Origin of the sequence: Bradyrhizobium sp. dw_411 (assembly GCF_018449695.1) — a bacterium.
In the GTDB taxonomy this organism is placed as follows: domain Bacteria; phylum Pseudomonadota; class Alphaproteobacteria; order Rhizobiales; family Xanthobacteraceae; genus Bradyrhizobium.
On record NZ_JAAVUY010000026.1, the window covers coordinates 68276 to 83118 of the forward strand.

17 protein-coding genes are annotated in these 14843 nt (G+C 59.0%); 9 read left to right on the top strand and 8 right to left on the bottom strand.

The window, feature by feature from the left end; genetic code table 11:
• The first annotated feature begins 71 nt into the window (after positions 1-71).
• From HB676_RS31140 to HB676_RS31155, 4 genes are all read left to right on the top strand, one after another.
• Entirely contained in the window at positions 72-551 is a 480-nt protein-coding gene (locus tag HB676_RS31140) for a CreA family protein (RefSeq protein WP_213742347.1), read from the top strand.
• Between the two features lie 533 nt (positions 552-1084).
• Positions 1085-1240 carry a hypothetical protein gene (locus tag HB676_RS31145; protein ID WP_213742329.1) on the top strand — a complete coding sequence of 52 codons (156 nt, stop codon included), beginning with the start codon at positions 1085-1087 and terminating at the stop codon, positions 1238-1240.
• 208 nt (positions 1241-1448) lie between these two features.
• Positions 1449-1610: a hypothetical protein gene (locus tag HB676_RS31150; protein ID WP_213742330.1), complete on the top strand. Its 162-nt coding sequence runs from the start codon at positions 1449-1451 to the stop codon at positions 1608-1610.
• A 63-nt stretch (positions 1611-1673) separates the two neighbouring features.
• Positions 1674-2078 carry a hypothetical protein gene (locus HB676_RS31155; RefSeq protein ID WP_213742331.1) on the top strand — a complete coding sequence of 135 codons (405 nt, stop codon included), beginning with the start codon at positions 1674-1676 and terminating at the stop codon, positions 2076-2078.
• 1 nt (position 2079) lies between these two features.
• Here the strand turns inward: HB676_RS31155 and HB676_RS31160 are convergent, their stop codons facing one another.
• Both HB676_RS31160 and HB676_RS31165 read right to left on the bottom strand, forming a co-directional pair.
• A complete protein-coding gene (locus HB676_RS31160) occupies positions 2080-2349 on the bottom strand; it encodes a DUF6719 family protein (protein ID WP_213742332.1) in 270 nt (89 codons plus the stop codon).
• 191 nt (positions 2350-2540) lie between these two features.
• Positions 2541-3335 (bottom strand): cobalamin-binding protein, encoded by a 795-nt coding sequence (locus HB676_RS31165; RefSeq protein ID WP_213742333.1) that lies wholly within the window; start codon positions 3333-3335, stop codon positions 2541-2543.
• A 184-nt stretch (positions 3336-3519) separates the two neighbouring features.
• On the opposite strand from HB676_RS31165, the gene HB676_RS31170 reads away from it, so the two are divergent.
• On the top strand, positions 3520-3918 hold the full coding sequence (locus tag HB676_RS31170; RefSeq protein WP_213742334.1) for a PaaI family thioesterase: 399 nt from the start codon (positions 3520-3522) through the stop codon (positions 3916-3918).
• 107 nt (positions 3919-4025) lie between these two features.
• On the opposite strand, the gene HB676_RS31175 is transcribed toward HB676_RS31170, so the two are convergent.
• Both HB676_RS31175 and HB676_RS31180 read right to left on the bottom strand, forming a co-directional pair.
• On the bottom strand, positions 4026-5075 hold the full coding sequence (locus tag HB676_RS31175; protein WP_213742335.1) for a phenylacetaldoxime dehydratase family protein: 1050 nt from the start codon (positions 5073-5075) through the stop codon (positions 4026-4028).
• Positions 5076-5118: 43 nt separating this feature from the next.
• Complete coding sequence (locus tag HB676_RS31180; protein WP_213742336.1) at positions 5119-6132, bottom strand: carbon-nitrogen hydrolase family protein; 1014 nt, start codon at positions 6130-6132, stop codon at positions 5119-5121.
• Between the two features lie 254 nt (positions 6133-6386).
• Here HB676_RS31180 and HB676_RS31185 point away from each other — a divergent pair, with 254 nt between their 5' ends.
• The gene (locus HB676_RS31185; RefSeq protein WP_249780549.1) at positions 6387-6812 is read left to right on the top strand and encodes a DoxX family protein; all 426 of its coding nucleotides are present in this window, start codon (positions 6387-6389) and stop codon (positions 6810-6812) included.
• 97 nt (positions 6813-6909) lie between these two features.
• Positions 6910-7335 carry a RidA family protein gene (locus HB676_RS31190; protein WP_213742338.1) on the top strand — a complete coding sequence of 142 codons (426 nt, stop codon included), beginning with the start codon at positions 6910-6912 and terminating at the stop codon, positions 7333-7335.
• Between the two features lie 12 nt (positions 7336-7347).
• Here the strand turns inward: HB676_RS31190 and HB676_RS31195 are convergent, their stop codons facing one another.
• Complete coding sequence (locus HB676_RS31195; protein ID WP_213742339.1) at positions 7348-8409, bottom strand: phosphatase PAP2 family protein; 1062 nt, start codon at positions 8407-8409, stop codon at positions 7348-7350.
• 262 nt (positions 8410-8671) lie between these two features.
• A complete protein-coding gene (locus HB676_RS31200) occupies positions 8672-9820 on the bottom strand; it encodes an acyltransferase (RefSeq protein ID WP_213742340.1) in 1149 nt (382 codons plus the stop codon).
• 301 nt (positions 9821-10121) lie between these two features.
• On the opposite strand from HB676_RS31200, the gene HB676_RS31205 reads away from it, so the two are divergent.
• A complete protein-coding gene (locus tag HB676_RS31205; protein ID WP_213742341.1) occupies positions 10122-11210 on the top strand; it encodes a peptidyl-alpha-hydroxyglycine alpha-amidating lyase family protein in 1089 nt (362 codons plus the stop codon).
• Between the two features lie 108 nt (positions 11211-11318).
• Here HB676_RS31205 and HB676_RS31210 read toward each other — a convergent pair whose 3' ends face one another.
• Entirely contained in the window at positions 11319-11789 is a 471-nt protein-coding gene (locus HB676_RS31210) for a hypothetical protein (RefSeq protein ID WP_213742342.1), read from the bottom strand.
• Between the two features lie 235 nt (positions 11790-12024).
• A complete protein-coding gene (locus HB676_RS31215) occupies positions 12025-13719 on the bottom strand; it encodes a SulP family inorganic anion transporter (protein WP_213742343.1) in 1695 nt (564 codons plus the stop codon).
• A gap of 753 nt (positions 13720-14472) precedes the next feature.
• On the opposite strand from HB676_RS31215, the gene HB676_RS31220 reads away from it, so the two are divergent.
• Positions 14473-14843: hypothetical protein (locus HB676_RS31220; protein ID WP_213742344.1), on the top strand; the 371-nt coding region annotated here is incomplete at its 3' end.

Sequence of the window (14843 nt, forward strand, 5' to 3'; positions counted from 1 at the left end):
TAAGCCAGTGTGACAAGCCCATATCTCGCTTGGGATTTTGGACCCGCTGGGGATTATTGGCGCTGGCGCTCATGGTGTGGCCGGGCTCCGCGGCTTTGGCGGCCGATGAGCCGGATTTGATCTTCCGCCGTTCGACCGTGTTCAAGTTCCTGAGCCCGAACGACAAGCTGGCGACCTATGGCGTCGACGATCCCGAGGTCGAGGGAGTCGCCTGCCATTTCACGGTGCCGGAAAAGGGCGGCTTCAAGGGCTGGTTGGGACTGGCCGAGGAAGTCTCGGATATTTCGCTGGCATGTCGCCAGATCGGCCCGATCCGTTTCAAGGACAAGATGGTGCAGGGCGATGACATGTTCCGCCAACGCCGCTCGCTGTTCTTCAAGAAGATGCAAATCGTCCGCGGCTGCGACGCCAAGCGGAACGTGCTGGTCTACATGGTGTATTCGGACAAGCTGATTGAAGGGTCGCCCAAGAATTCGACCTCCTCGGTACCGATCATGCCCTGGGGAGCCGCGGACGCGTCGGTACAGAAATGCGGCGAATTCATCCAGTAGCGGAGGCTGAATAAAGCGCGCCCGAATTACGGCTTGGTGGGAGCCGGGCGCGGGCGGACCCGTATTTCGGACTGGGTTTTGGGATCGCGGTATCCCACGAGGTGCACGAATTTTTGCGGGGCGTAGTCGTTACCGCGACCGCTGTCGCCGCATTGTTGCGTCATCGCGCCGCAGACCCTCGGCCGGTCCATTTTCTGAGCATCCAATTGCGCGGCAGAACTGCCATTGCGGGGCAAAGTTCCTGCCATCGGTCGGCCCGGTTTTCGGGGCAGGGCTTTCTTGCCACCATCGATGTTGCCATTACCCATGACAGTTATCCTTTGGTGAGATGACGGCATAACGCGCAGCGATCCATAAAAGTTGCATCGCGTTTGCGCTGTCTTGTTTGCGTAAGTCGGCTTTGGCGAAGTTCCGTTCAATGCCGCGGCGACGATGGGCTCTCTCCACCAGAGAAAGGTTAAAAAGTTCGTTCTGGCCTCGAACCGTCGTCTTCTGGCGGGCGTCTCATTTGTGAGAATGAGTGGAGACATCGGATGCGAGCCATCAGCTATATTTTTGCGGTTGTTCTGGTTCTCATCGGGCCCTCTCTGGCGGGCTCGGCGGACGGCGACCTGCCGGGAGTAGGCACCTTCAGCTACTCCGGATCGCCGATCCCTGCACCGCAGGTGATGGCCGCGATAGGCCGCTGAGGCCAGTCCGGACCTTTTACGCCCGGTGGAACGGCTGTATTCGCCGCCATTCGCCTGATTGTTTCGTCGGGAAGCCGCGACGAAACAATTCCCCCGCCCGACGAAACCATTATCCGTTTTGAAGCAGAACGCCGGAAACCGCGAATGGTTATCAAGCTGCCAACGAAACGGCGCGGATAGCGCCGACAGGCAGTCCGGAGACAGTCAAATGCGAACCTTCAGCTTCATCCTCGCCTTCGCCTTCATCCTGGCAGGTCCAACACTGGCTGGCTCATCGGATAACGGTCTGCCCGGCATCGGCACCTTCGCCTACAACGGCTCACCGGTTGTGACGACTGCGCCGCAGGCCATGGTTGTCGCAGCCCGTTAAGGAGCGATTGACCGAAGAGTTGCCGACAAGACCGTACCTTCCAAGCTATATTCAGGGTCTCGTATGATTTCTCGCATTTGTTCAGTCGTTATTTTCGCCGGTTTGCTGCTGAGCGGCTCGGCGCAGGCGCAAGTATCATCAGCGCCATCGCTGCAGGTTCTTTCGCTCCAGGTTCACCCGCCGATGAAGATGGACGATGAGCGTACTGAGTTCGTGCGCCTCTGCGTTCCCCACATGATGGGACGCTGGGCCCATCCGGATTCGGTGTGCGGTTGCCTGCACGACTACGCAGCCGCCACTGTTGACGATTCCGACCTTCGCACCGCGCTTTTGCGCGGGATTAGCGAGACCGGCGTGCCGACGATCGAGACCGAATGGGTGCCGGCGTCGAAACGATCCGAGATCGGCGCCACCTTCACGAAAATCGCCAAGCCGACGCTGCAATGCATGTTCGAACCGGCGAAGTAGTCTAGTGCTGCGGGACATCCTTTGACTTGGGCTTCACACGCGGGATGCATTTCCGCGCCGCGACAACTCCCGTTGACGTCATCTTGGTCCCGGAGACTTCCTTGACTTGTCCGGCGGGGCAGGTGCCGTCGTCGACTTTTATGCGCTGCCCGAGCCGTAATCCGACAATGTCCTGTTCGCGCGAAACCTGCTGTGCTGTCGCGGGGACTGCAAGCGTGAGCAGGGCGATGCCGCCGATCATGAAATATAGAATTTTGCGATTGCCGGGCATCCGTGCCTCCATGGGCGTGCCGCCCTGCGATGACTGTATGGGCGCGGTCGCGATTCTGAAAGCGGCAACGTAGGGTGGGCAAAGGCGCTCTTCGCGCCGTGCCCACCATGACACGATTGGTGTTCGCGATGGTGGGCACGCGGAGCCTGTTATCGGGCGCGCATTCGCGCGACCCGTTGGCTTTGCCCACCCTACGGACTTGTGGTTTCCGGCCATAGCGCGGCGACGATTGCGTCCAGTCCGTCGGTCAGTGCAGCCGGACCGGGTTGCAGGATCAGTGGCGACTTGATCTCGACGATGCGGCCGTTGCGTACGGCCGGAATTTCGTCCCAACCCGGCCGCTGTCTGATTTTATCGGGAACGACCCTCTTGCCGCACCACGATGCCAGGATCACATCGGGCGCCGCGGCGCGCACGACATCGGGCGAAATGATCCGGTCCTTTGCGGCCTTTTGAAACCGCAGATGTGACAGGATGTCTTCGCCGCCGGCGATCTCGATCAGTTCGGAGACCCAACCGATGCCGCTGATCAGCGGATCGTCCCATTCCTCGAAATAGACTTTGGGTTTGGGCGAGGGCCGCGCGGTGGAGGCGATTGTCGCAAGACGCGCCTCATAGCCGGCGGCGAGCCGATCGGCTTGCCCGGCTGCGCCGACCAGCGCGCCGAGGGTGCGGATCATCGCCAGGATGCCGGCAATGTCGCGCTGGTTGAAGACATGCACGGCGACGCCGGCACGCACCGTATCTGCGGTTATATCAGCCTGCAAATCCGAAAAAGCCAGCACGAGGTCCGGCTCGAGCTTGAGGATTTTTGGAATGTCGGCCGAAACAAACGCCGATACCCTCGGCTTCTCGCGTCGGACCTGCGGCGGCCGCACCGCATAGCCGGAAACGCCGACAATGCGGTCCTGCTCGCCGAGCAGATACAGCGTCTCCACGGTCTCTTCGGTGAGACAGACGATCCGGCGGGGAGGGAAGTGGGACATGGGGGCAGGATATGCGGGATAGCGAAAGCATTGTCACGACGGTTAGACTGATCGTCATTCCGGGATGGTCCGAAGGACCAGACCTCAGATGCGCAATTGCGCATCGGGGAATCTCGAGATTCCGGGTTCGATGCTTCGCATCGCCCCGGAATGACGGATGCTGGGACTAGGGAGGATTGTCTAAATGACGCCGCTTGAGAAACTCAAAGCGATAAAACTGCCCTTTGCCGAATTGATGGGCGTGACATTCGTAGAGGCGGACAGGGATCGCGTGGTGGCACGGCTGCTGGTCCGGCCGGATCTCTGTACGCTCCACCACACGATTCATGGCGGCGCGGTCATGGCCTTCGCGGATTCAGTCGGTGCGGCGGCGACGGTGCTCAATCTGCCTGACGATGCCAAGGGCACCACCACCATCGAAAGCAAGACCAATTTCATCGGCGGTGCCAAGGAAGACACTACCGTGATCGCAATTGCAACACCGATACACCGCGGACGGCGCACCCAGGTCTGGCAGACACGGCTGGAGACCGAGGAGGGCAAATTGGTCGCCGTGGTCACCCAGACCCAAATGGTGCTTTAGGAAGGTCGCGATCATTTTTATTTTTACGCGTTTTCTTCACGCGAACCGGTATCCACGGAGCCTGTCATCGGGCGCGCGTTCGCGCGACCCGTTGGCTCGAAAACGCCTTATGCCGCATCGACCGTCTGCACCGCGTTCAACATTCCGGTTTGCGGGTGACAGTTCACATATTCGAAAAACTGCTCGTCGGTCCGGGCCACTGTGACCTCGTGATAGAGCCGCAACTTCGCGGCCGGTCCCAGCGTCGACAGGTATTTCATCGCGGCACCGAAAATCCTGACATGGGTCGGATGCGATTCAGCCCAGCGCTCCAGCGCCGCAAGGCTCTTCCACCAGCTCATGCCGTAGGATTTTTCGGTCGGCGCGCCGTCGGATCCGACGACGGTCATATAGCGGTTGGCATAACAACCGACCGAGCGGCCGCTATCGCGCAGGAAGTCCATGCCTTCCCGCAGCACCGGCTCCACATCATCGAGGTACATTTTGCGTTCGGACGCTTCAGTGTCGCCCCAATCCTGGCCCGACCGGATCAGGCAAAGATTGTCGTTCGGGATCACCCTGATACGCGCGCCGTCACGAATGGCACGGGCGCTGCCCGAAGGCGCCATCTCGTCGGTCTGGGACAGCGGAATGCGATCGCGCATGCCGCCCCAATAGGCATGTTCCTGGACTTCGCCGCTCATGCCATCGGCGAGGACCGCAACGCCTTCGGGCCTGCCCAATGAAGAGAACAAGGTTTCGTAGCCTTCCACGGATGGATAAAGCACCTCGATGAACGCGCCGAACTCGCCGGTTGCCCGCTGGTCGCCGGTCCAGGCGTTACGCGCTGCCGGAAACCAGCCATCGAACTTGGCGCGATCGTCCCAATAGGCGACTGTCACAATATTGGTGAAACCGGCTTCGTCCACATACTGCGCGCGGTCCCAATGCGTAGGACCGCCGTTCGATGCAAAACGGGAAACGATCGACGCCATCGCCTGCTCAGCGGCTTTTGAAGACGTGCTTTTGGTCTGGATGCCGAAATAGGCCATCACCACCCGCAACACGCTCGGCTTGTGGCGCGCCACGAACGACGGGTAGGGCGGCGCGTAGTCGTCAGGGACACGCCGGTGACGCGTACGGGCACTTTTGAGATGCTCGGGGATTGCGGATTCCATGGCGCGCTCCTCTTGAGGTTGATGGGTCAGGCAAATCGGCTCGTCAGGCTTGCAGCCTGATTTCGCTCATGACCTCGGCATCGACGGGAAGCGAGAAGTGCTCGACGCGGCTGGCGCGGGAAGTGTTGAGCAGAAGCCGCGTGACGTCGGGCCTGGAATAGTGCCCTGCGGGATCGGCGGCGTTCTTGGCCACGCCGATCATGCCGAGATCGATATCGGCATACAGGACGCCTTCCTGGTCGGCGGGAAGTTTTTCCGCCAGCGAACTGCCGTCCGGACCGTAAATCACCGCATGGCCGCCGCCGACATGCAGGAACGCATGTTTCTCGGGGGAGTCGCAGAGTTCATCGATCATGGCTTGCGAGACCACGGCGCAGGGGCCGAGGAAGAAACAGGAACCTTCGACCGCGTAAACCTTGCTCGCGGCGTTGTTGACTTCCCAGCCCAGCGCATGCGCGAACGGGTCGTACAGCGAGAAGCTCGGCCACGCGCCGACGTGAACCTGCTCGTTCTGGGCGTACATCGCGTATTTCGACAGCGGTTGCAGATGCTCCCAGCAGCACAGCGCACCGAGACGTCCGACGTCGGCGCGATCATGGACAGCGAGGTCGCTGCCGTCGCCCTCGCCGAACACGGTGCGTTCGGCATGGGTCGGCCGCAGCTTGCGGCGCTTGGCGATGGTCTCGCCGTCGGGACCGATCAGCCACTGCCCCATATAGAGGCTGCCGCCGTCGCGTTCGGAGATGCCGATCACCGCGGTGAGCTTGGCGCGTTTGACGGCCTGGCTGATTTTCTTGGCCTGCGGACTGTCATATGACAGTGAGTTGTCGAAATAGCGTTGCACAAAGCCACGGCCGATCGCCCAGGCCGGAGCGCCAAGCCAGATCTGCCATGGATATCCGGGGATGAAAGTCTCGGGAAACGCGATCAGCTTCGCGCCCTTTGCGGCGGCCTGCTCGATCAGGTCGATGGTCTTGTCCACCGTGGCGTCAAGATCGAGAAAAACCGGCGCCGCCTGAACCACCGCGACTTTGTATTTCTGATGAACGAGACCCATCGACGTCATCCTTTCGCTTCCGGAGAAAGATACTTGCCGGTTTGAAGCCTACAGCCGTGCGGCCGCGCGCCGCTTGTCCGCAGCAGAACGAAAACTTGTGTTAACTGGCGAAGTGGCGGGCGAGGTGACGGTTTTGGCCACGGCGCCCGGCGCTTGAGGATTGCGGTCTCAATTTTTGTTTAAATGTGCCTCGTTGCCCGGGCTCGCTGCGTGCACTACAAGGCAAGGCCAAGAACAAGTTTGGGGTGAGCTTCATGACGTCGCGGGTTATCGATTCCCTGGCTCTGCGGTACGAGCCGGTGATTCTGTTACTGGGCCGCCTCTGCATCGGATCGCTTTTTCTGATGTCGGGGATCAATCACTGGCTGGATTTGAAACTGGTCACACATTTCGTGATGGGTCTGCCCGGGTCGCCGGAGGCGTGGGCGATGCTGGCGGCGACCGTCGAGGCGGCGAGCGGGGCTGCGATGGTCCTCGGCTTCCGCACCCGGGAGTTCGCCTTGTTGCTGGTGTTCTTCAATCTTTGCGCCGCGGTGATCGGCCATCCCTACTGGTCGATTACCGATGCCGCCGCGCGCTGGGGTCAGCTCATCCATTTCTGGAAAGACATCGGGATCGCCGGCGGCGCCTTTTTCGTCCTCGCGCGGGGCGCGGGACCCCTCAGCCTCGACCGGGCGTGAAAAGCGTTTTCGAGCGAAGTGGATACCGGTTCGCGTGTAGAAAACGCGTCAAAATAAAAGATTCGAGCTTCATCAACAGTAGAAAAGGTTGAACATCATGGCCAAGACCGTTGAGCATATCCATTGGCCCGATGCGCCGGATATGTGGATGCCTTATGCACCGGCCATCAAGGTCACGGGCGGTTCGACCATTTACCTGGCCGGCGTGACCGCCGCGCCGGTCTATCATCATCACCCGCACCGGCCCGAAGAATTCGACTCCATGCCGTCAAACATGGAAGGGCAGACGCGCGCAGCACTGGAGAATCTCAAGCGTGGACTTGACGCGGTCGGTGCCACCTTTGCAGACATCGTCACCGCCGATCGCTTCGTCACCGATCTCACCGATCAGGATGCGCTCAATCGCGTATGGGCCGAATACTTCCTGGATGCCAAACCCACGACGACGACGGTGCAGGTGGTACGGCTGGCCACTGATCCGCGCTGTATCATCGAGATCAATGCGGTGGCCGTCATCGACTAGATAGGACTAAGCTCAGTCATCCCCGCGGCGGAGGCGCACAAGGAAAATCGCGCCGATGGTCAGTCCGGCACCGGCCAATACGTCGGCGAGATGATGGCCTCCCACGGGCATGGTCGCAACGATCATTGTTGCATTGACGAGGAGGACTGGAATCATCAGCCAGCGCGTATCGCGCAGCGGATAGACGGTCATCACGCCGAGCATGGTGTGGAATGAGGGGAAGCTGACGATACCTTGAAGGGCCGACAGATCGATCACCGAGAGTGATCCGTTTCGCAGCATGTTGAAGGTCTGGGCGAACGACCACATCTCGCCCAATGCAGCGAAATTCCCGAACAGTTGCGGCGCCGGTTTATAATACGCGAAACCACCCGCTGCCGGAACCAGCCACATGCCGATGCACAGCGCGACCGTGCTCAGGCTGAGAACGGCGATCATTTCCGCAAGCCGCTCGCCGCGCCGGTTCAGGGCCAACCAGACGATAGCCAGTTCAGCGACCGGGCCGATCGTTTGGTAAGCCCTGGTAAGCAATGATGCGAGGAGCGGGCTGGAATTCGTCGCGTCCAAAAAGCGCGGCCAGTCAAAACCGAGATCGCGATCGAGACGCGCCAATGAAGCGTCCTGCAGCGGCAGATCCGCCGCCGTAATGAGGTAGCTGAGCGTAGCTCCCGCGGTCAGAAGCGCGCCGATCGGAAGCGCGGCCCGCCACAACAACTCCGTCATGCCCAGAGCCGTTCGCAGTATGACAGCCGGAAATCTCGCATCGCCCCGAAGGCGACTGGATGCATAAGCGATAAAGGCGCCGGCGAGCACGCAGCAGACGACGCCCTGTACGATTTCTATCCAGTTCGAAGAGATGAAGGTCAATCTGGAATTCGGCAACCAGATCACATCGGCAAGGGCGCATGCCAGCACACAAGACCAGACGATCGCCATATGACGCTGCGCAGCCGCGCCGTAGTCGCTGAACATCAGCCAGCGGCCGGCGACAATTTGGAGGCGGGATGGATTGATCGCGATACCATTGCCGACGGGGGCGGTGGGGCGCTCTGCGCTATCAGACGTCGACGACATGGCGTGGCCTCGGACCTGCGATCAGCGAGCGTATGGATAGGGCTCAAACCCTAAGAATGATCTAATCCGGGGCTCTCAATTGGGCGGGAACAGGCGGCGATAACCGCCATCTGCATTGGTCACCTGAGGCGGTCGATGATCTGAATCAGCCGGTCGCAGGACGCCTCTATTCTCTTTTGCGAAGACGTGGCGATGCCCACCGATGTGAATGACACGCCCGGCGCGGTCGAGCGAGGCCAGCGCAGGCGTTGGAAAGCGGCGCTTACAGGCGTGCTCCCGCCGCTCGCGCTGAAAAAGCAGGCGCCGGCTTGGAGGGTCGAAGCAGTCTGCCGCGGAGATATTTCGTCATGGGCCGTTCCACGAAATAGTAGACCAGCAGGCCCGCCAAAATGGCGGCAAACATCGAGACGACAAGGAAAGCGGACACCGGCAGTCTATCGCCGACAGCAGTGATCCAGGCCTGATAAAAAAACTTCAGAACAATCGCATGCGTCAGATAGAGACTATAGGAAGCGTCGCCGACGCGCGACAGCAAGCCGGTAGCAAACGTACCCTTCATTCGTGGGCCGAGGACAAATCCGCCGACCACGAGCGCGGCCGGTATCCCCGCGACAATCAATGTAGGGCCGGGGAAGTCCATCACACCCAATACCAGACCCACGACGATGCAAAGCGCCGCGGCCCATCCAGGCAATCGCCAATTCTTTTCATAGGCCAGGCCGATATATATCCCCAACAGAAATTCGAGGATCATGCCATCGGTCCATGTGAAAATCACAGGCGTGGATATATCGAGGTTACGTCCTGCCCAGGCCAGGCCGAGGAAGCCCAGCGTCAGCAGCGAGACGGCCCACCGGCGCGGAAGCAATACGGCAAAGGCGAATGCAACATAAAAAAACATTTCGTAGTCGAGCGTCCAGCCCTGGCCGAGGATCGGCCGCAGGTCGCCATCGGTCCGCAGCACCGGAATGAAAAAGTACGAACCCAAAATGTATCTGAATTTGTCCGTCGCGATGTCGAGCGAGTGCGGCGAGACGATGAGCCCAATGACCATGATGGTCGTCAGCAGCCAATAGAGCGGCACGACGCGAACAAGACGGCGAGCGAGAAACGCGCGCCACGCATTGGCATCGCCGAAATTATCGGTGGTGTGGATCATGATGAATCCGGAAACCACGAAGAAGATGTGAATTCCGAAGGACAATGAAAAAAATCCCGCAAATTCGCGGCCGCCGAACTGATGATTTAGGGAATCCGAGTAGTAGATGGCATGGTGCATCGCGACCATGATCGCGGCGATGGCACGCAGCCACTGAATCGACGAAAGCGTATGACGCGGTCTTCCCGGCTGAACGACAGGGCCGACATTGCTTTCTCGAAATCCGTCGTATCCTGGCGAAACCAGCGTCATGTGTGACTGACCAATAGAGGATGGTGGCGGACGCTATTTTGCATGTCGCTTGTTGGCGTACCGCATGATTTTGCGGGCTGGCAATGTTCCCGGTCGGAAGCGGGGCCAGATTCCTCCGTTAAGCCTAATCGCCGGTCTCCCCATCGGCACTTTGGGTCGCGCCCTTCGCGCAACGAGGCGCGCCACGCCAAAACAGGCTCGCGTGCATCAGGTATGCTGCGACCGTTGTTTCGGCAGGCCATTGCCGTGATAGGGTGCAAGGCAAAGCCGCATGACGGATCAAAAACGGGGGGATTTTTCCATGAAAGCGCTGTTGACTGCGGGTCTGATGCTGATGGCAACGCTGTGTCTTGTTCAACCAAGTTTCGCCCAGCAGAGCGTTCCGCAAATTCCCTTCGATTCCGTGGCGGATTTTCCGAAGCTGCCGGACGGCATGAATTTTGGCGAAGTGCCGGGCGTGGCGGTGAACTCCAAGGGCCACGTCTTCGTATTCACACGCTCGAACAGCGCCAACGGTCCGGCCTATGCGCCGACCGCCGCCCAGCTTCTCGAATTCACGGCCGAGGGCGATTTCGTCCGCGAGATCGGCAAGGGCCTCTATGCCTGGGCTTTTGCCCACAGCGTGCGCATCGACAAGGACGACAACATCTGGGCCATCGACAAGGGCTCGGACATGATCGTCAAGTTCAATCCGGCCGGCCGCGTCCAATGGGTGTTCGGGCGCCGCAAGGAATCCGCCGACGACGCCAAGCCGTGGGAACACGTCAACCCACCGTTGCCGCCGATCGACGGCCTGTTCCGCGAGCCGACCGATGTCGCCTGGGATTCCAAGGGCAACACCTACATCAGCGACGGCTACATCAATTCGCGGGTCGCCAAGTTCGATGCACACGGCAAATGGGTGAAGTCATGGGGCGAGCCGGGCACCGAGCCGGGTCAGTTTCACTTGCCGCACGCCATCGCCATCGACAATAACGACAATGTCTATGTGGGCGACCGCACCAATCACCGCATCCAGGTGTTCGACACCGACGGCAAGTTCCTGCGGATGTTCGCCATCACGGTGCCCCCGGACATGACGACGCGGGCCGTCTACGGCGCCACGCCAACCGGCGACCGTCTCACCCAGGTGATCGGCGCGCCCAATTCGATCTGCATTACGCCCGGACCCAACCAGGTGATGTTCGTGGGCGAGACGACTTTCCCTGGGCGCATCTTCAAGGTCGCGCTCGACGGCAAGGTGCTGGGTGTGATCGGTAAATCCGGACGCGAGTTGAAGGAGTTCTCCGGCGCCCATGCGCTCGCATGCCCGTCGGAAAATCTGATCTATGCCGCCGAGACGGCCAACTGGCGGGTACAGAAGCTGATCCTTCGCCCGGTCGCGGAATAAATCCGAGGGACTTTTTCAAAGGATTGCGCTGGAGGGTAACAGCGGAGGTGAAAACTCAACCGCTGTTCATAAGGTACTCTGCCTGCTGACCGATCCGGATTTATGGATTCATTCCGACGCCAGGCGCGGCGAGGAAGCCTCGGCGCTGAGATAGCAGGGGCGGAACATGCTGGTCAGCTCCTTGCCGCGCAGGTAAATCATTTGCGGCTTCAGCCCGCCGCGGGCGGCGATCCAGCGTCGTATTGAGGACGGATAAAGCGAATAAAGCATCTGCGTTGCACCCGGGTTGGTGACCTGACGGCCGCCGGCGCCCGAATCCCACGCCGCGTGGAAACCCAAAACGGCTTGAGACGTGACGCATATCCGCTCTCGCGGAACCGAACCCAGGACCATGGTGCATGCCGAGGCGCAGAAGCCGTCGATAACAACGGTTTCGCCGGAACTGCGAAGACCCTGATACTTGTCGATGTAGGCGCCGATCTTGCCGCCGGGATCATCAGCAATCCGCATTGCCGCCTGGCTTGAACTCACATTCGCCAACATCAGAAGTCCCGCGATCAGGGCCGTGGCGAATTTCATATTTCAGCTCCGCATCTGAAGTGGTTTGCCCAAGTTGCATCTGGCTCAATGCAGAATGGGTCGATGCAAGATGCTTGCCAGCAGCTTGGACGGTTCCGGTTCCTTTTGGATACGTTGGTGAAGGTCCCGATCACCCGAAAGGTGATGTTCGATGAAAGGGGTGGTGCCGAGTCCGGTGCCGAGTTCCGTCAACCAGGCCTGCGGGCGCAATATTTTCAGGATACCTGCCCGAATCTTAATCACATGTCATTCGCGATCTGTTGAAGGCCGCAACGGCAGCCTCTGAACTCACAAAAATCATATGCCTACCCATTCGATCAGCGAGACCGGCCTGCTCGATCATGAGCAGCGAACGACTGTTTAGGTCGGCAATGCCAAACGCCACGCCGCGCTCCCTCAATAGGATTTGCAACTCTTCCAGCTTTGCGACGCCCGTACTGTCGAGCAAGTTTATGGCCTCGGCGTCCAGAACAAACCATCTGCTGTCGTCGCCCTGGGCATCCGCAATCTCGATCACCCGACGTTTGACGTAATCGGCGTTGAAGAAGATGAGTGCGGCCTGCAGGACCACTATGGTTAGTCCGGGAATCGCGTGAGCCTCGGGATATCGGTGTAATTTGTAGAGTCCCGGTTTGCCTTCGATTTGACCAAGATGCGCAATCCGAGGCCGCGATGCGAGCCACAAAAAATGAGCCAAGGTAGCGGCAATCGCAAGGAACACGCCTTGCAGCACGCCTATGACCACGACGCCGAGAAGTGTCGCAATTGCGAACGCGAGTTCCGGCCGACTGATGCGGTGAAGGGTTCTGAGTTCCGGCAAATCGATCAAGTCAATCGCGGCAGACACGAGAACCGCACCAAGAACAGCGATTGGCAAATAGGCAAGCACATTTCCAATGTAGAGTATGGCGGCTGCCAGTGCGGCTGCAGCGATTAAACCCACCAGCTGTGTTTTTCCTCCAATCACATAATTTACGGCAGTGCGCGAGTCGGCTGCGGTGACCGGAAAGCCGCCGAACAAGCCGCTGGCAACATTGGCCGTACCAAAGCCGATCAATTCTTTTCCCGCATCTACTTCGTTGCCGCTCTTCGTTGCAAAGCTGCGCGCGGTCACAATGCCCGATCCAAAGCCGACTATCATTATTGCAACGGCACCTTCCAGAAGATCCAAATTGACAACAGCATCGGGCGACGGAAGAGTTAAGGCGAAGGTGATTGGTGGTAATTTCCCAACGACCGATACCCCGTAGGACGCCAATTGCAGCCCAGCCGACAACGCTATGGCTGCAACGATCGCAATTAAGGGACCCGGCGCACTCGGTTTTACGTGCCGCAATATTCTCAGAAAAATTAATGCTCCGATCCCAACCAGCACGGTCGGAATGTGTGTTTCGCTGATTTTCGCCGCGTACTCCGCGATTGGTCGTATGAGCCCTTTCGATTCGATTCTGACGGAGGTGAGGCGTGTGATCTGGCCGATTATCAGGCTGATTGAAATACCCGCCAGAAAGCCGACCAATATCGGACGTGAGAGGAAGTTCGCGACGAAACCGAGTCCTAAGGTTCCTGCGACAAAACAGAGAATGCCAACTTCCACCGCCAATACCGTTGTAAACGTGACGCGGTCGGCCGCAGTGGCCGCACCCAGGGAGGTCAGAACGCTGGCAAACATGATGCAAGTCGCAGCGTCGGGTCCGACAATGAGTTGTCGCGATGGTCCGAACATCGCATACGCGACCAGGGCCAGGATGGTGGAGAAAAACCCCATCTCAGTCGGCAAACCGGCGATCGCTGGATAAGCGATCGCCGAGGGGAGCGATACTGCCGCTACGGACAAGCCGGCAGCCAAATCCATCTTGAGCCAATCGCGTCGATAATCAAGCAGTTGCGCCAAGATCGGTAGCTTTGCCGACCGAATTGAAACTGCCATGACACTGACCTTGATATGTCGCACACGGAGTCTTGGCGGGTAACGATTTGCCACACGTTGATATTTGTCTACCTCAGTATCTTTCAGGAACGAAATTCCTGCCCTTCAATGATCGATTGATCGTCGAACTTTCCCTTGTTCGACCGCTTTGCTCGAGAAGCTTTCGCTTTCCACGCTGATAGCGAGCTTCTTCAGAAAATCTTTTGCATTCGCCAACGGGTCATCAGGTTTGGACGGCATGACTCCCACCATTTAACCAGTGCGCCTGGCGGAACATGTTACACCCGATCTTTCGGCCGACCGGTGAAACATGCTGCGGCAAATTGGCCACCGTCCGGGCAGCCGTCTTCGTCCCTTGATTTTCTCGCGATATCGATTTTAAATGTTTCGGAGTCCCGGCCACACGTAAACGCGCAAGCTTCGTCTTCGTTCTCTGCTGCAACGGAGTCGCTATGTCTGTTGAAAGCGTGAGCGATGCCAGGACGCGAGGCTGGCTGCTATTTTCAGTTTGTTGCCCTCCGATGCAGAAGCAGGATCGTGATTACCCATTTGAGGATTTGCAGCCAAGCGTGTTGTTGGATCATCCATAGAGTGAATGTTTATCTGTCTACAGCGATCGTTCTTACCTGATATCGCTGATATTGAGGCCAGGAAGACGGCCACTGATCGAACAGGGCAAGCGAAGCGTTCAAAACCTTTAAATTTTGGAGAAGCACCATGTGTAGAGCGTTCCGATTGGTTGGGGCTGCCATCATGTTGGGCTCGAGCGTGCTTCCCGCAGTTGAAGCGCGGGCGATCGAACTTACAGGCGCATGGGCGACGCACGAGGATCTATGTAGCCAAGTCTTTACAAAGAAGGATAACAGGACGGCGTATGCAGAGTTTTCCGAGCTTTTCGGTTCAGGCTTCATCATCGATGGCGATCGGATCAGAGGAAAAGCCGGCACTTGCACAATCAAGTCCAGGAAGCAGGAGGGCAACAGCCTGGAGCTCTCCGCAGCTTGCGCTTCGAGCGTCGCGACTCAAAATGTCTCATTCAGCCTGAAAATCATCGACGACAACAACATTTCCCGGTCATTTCCCGAGATTGCGGGAATGAGCGTGAGCTATACGAGATGCAAGCT

Excerpts from the sequence above, each read along its gene's own strand:
- HB676_RS31215 (WP_213742343.1), bottom strand. The coding sequence starts at position 13,719 with ATGGCAGTTTCAATTCGGTCGGCAAAGCTACCGATCTTGGCGCAACTG.
- HB676_RS31205 (WP_213742341.1), top strand. The coding sequence starts at position 10,122 with ATGAAAGCGCTGTTGACTGCGGGTCTGATGCTGATGGCAACGCTGTGT.
- HB676_RS31155 (WP_213742331.1), top strand. The coding sequence starts at position 1,674 with ATGATTTCTCGCATTTGTTCAGTCGTTATTTTCGCCGGTTTGCTGCTG.
- HB676_RS31140 (WP_213742347.1), top strand. The coding sequence starts at position 72 with ATGGTGTGGCCGGGCTCCGCGGCTTTGGCGGCCGATGAGCCGGATTTG.
- HB676_RS31200 (WP_213742340.1), bottom strand. The coding sequence starts at position 9,820 with ATGACGCTGGTTTCGCCAGGATACGACGGATTTCGAGAAAGCAATGTC.
- HB676_RS31165 (WP_213742333.1), bottom strand. The coding sequence starts at position 3,335 with ATGTCCCACTTCCCTCCCCGCCGGATCGTCTGTCTCACCGAAGAGACC.
- HB676_RS31190 (WP_213742338.1), top strand. The coding sequence starts at position 6,910 with ATGGCCAAGACCGTTGAGCATATCCATTGGCCCGATGCGCCGGATATG.
- HB676_RS31170 (WP_213742334.1), top strand. The coding sequence starts at position 3,520 with ATGACGCCGCTTGAGAAACTCAAAGCGATAAAACTGCCCTTTGCCGAA.
- HB676_RS31160 (WP_213742332.1), bottom strand. The coding sequence starts at position 2,349 with ATGCCCGGCAATCGCAAAATTCTATATTTCATGATCGGCGGCATCGCC.
- HB676_RS31195 (WP_213742339.1), bottom strand. The coding sequence starts at position 8,409 with ATGTCGTCGACGTCTGATAGCGCAGAGCGCCCCACCGCCCCCGTCGGC.
- HB676_RS31180 (WP_213742336.1), bottom strand. The coding sequence starts at position 6,132 with ATGGGTCTCGTTCATCAGAAATACAAAGTCGCGGTGGTTCAGGCGGCG.
- HB676_RS31150 (WP_213742330.1), top strand. The coding sequence starts at position 1,449 with ATGCGAACCTTCAGCTTCATCCTCGCCTTCGCCTTCATCCTGGCAGGT.
- HB676_RS31145 (WP_213742329.1), top strand. The coding sequence starts at position 1,085 with ATGCGAGCCATCAGCTATATTTTTGCGGTTGTTCTGGTTCTCATCGGG.
- HB676_RS31185 (WP_249780549.1), top strand. The coding sequence starts at position 6,387 with ATGACGTCGCGGGTTATCGATTCCCTGGCTCTGCGGTACGAGCCGGTG.
- HB676_RS31210 (WP_213742342.1), bottom strand. The coding sequence starts at position 11,789 with ATGAAATTCGCCACGGCCCTGATCGCGGGACTTCTGATGTTGGCGAAT.
- HB676_RS31175 (WP_213742335.1), bottom strand. The coding sequence starts at position 5,075 with ATGGAATCCGCAATCCCCGAGCATCTCAAAAGTGCCCGTACGCGTCAC.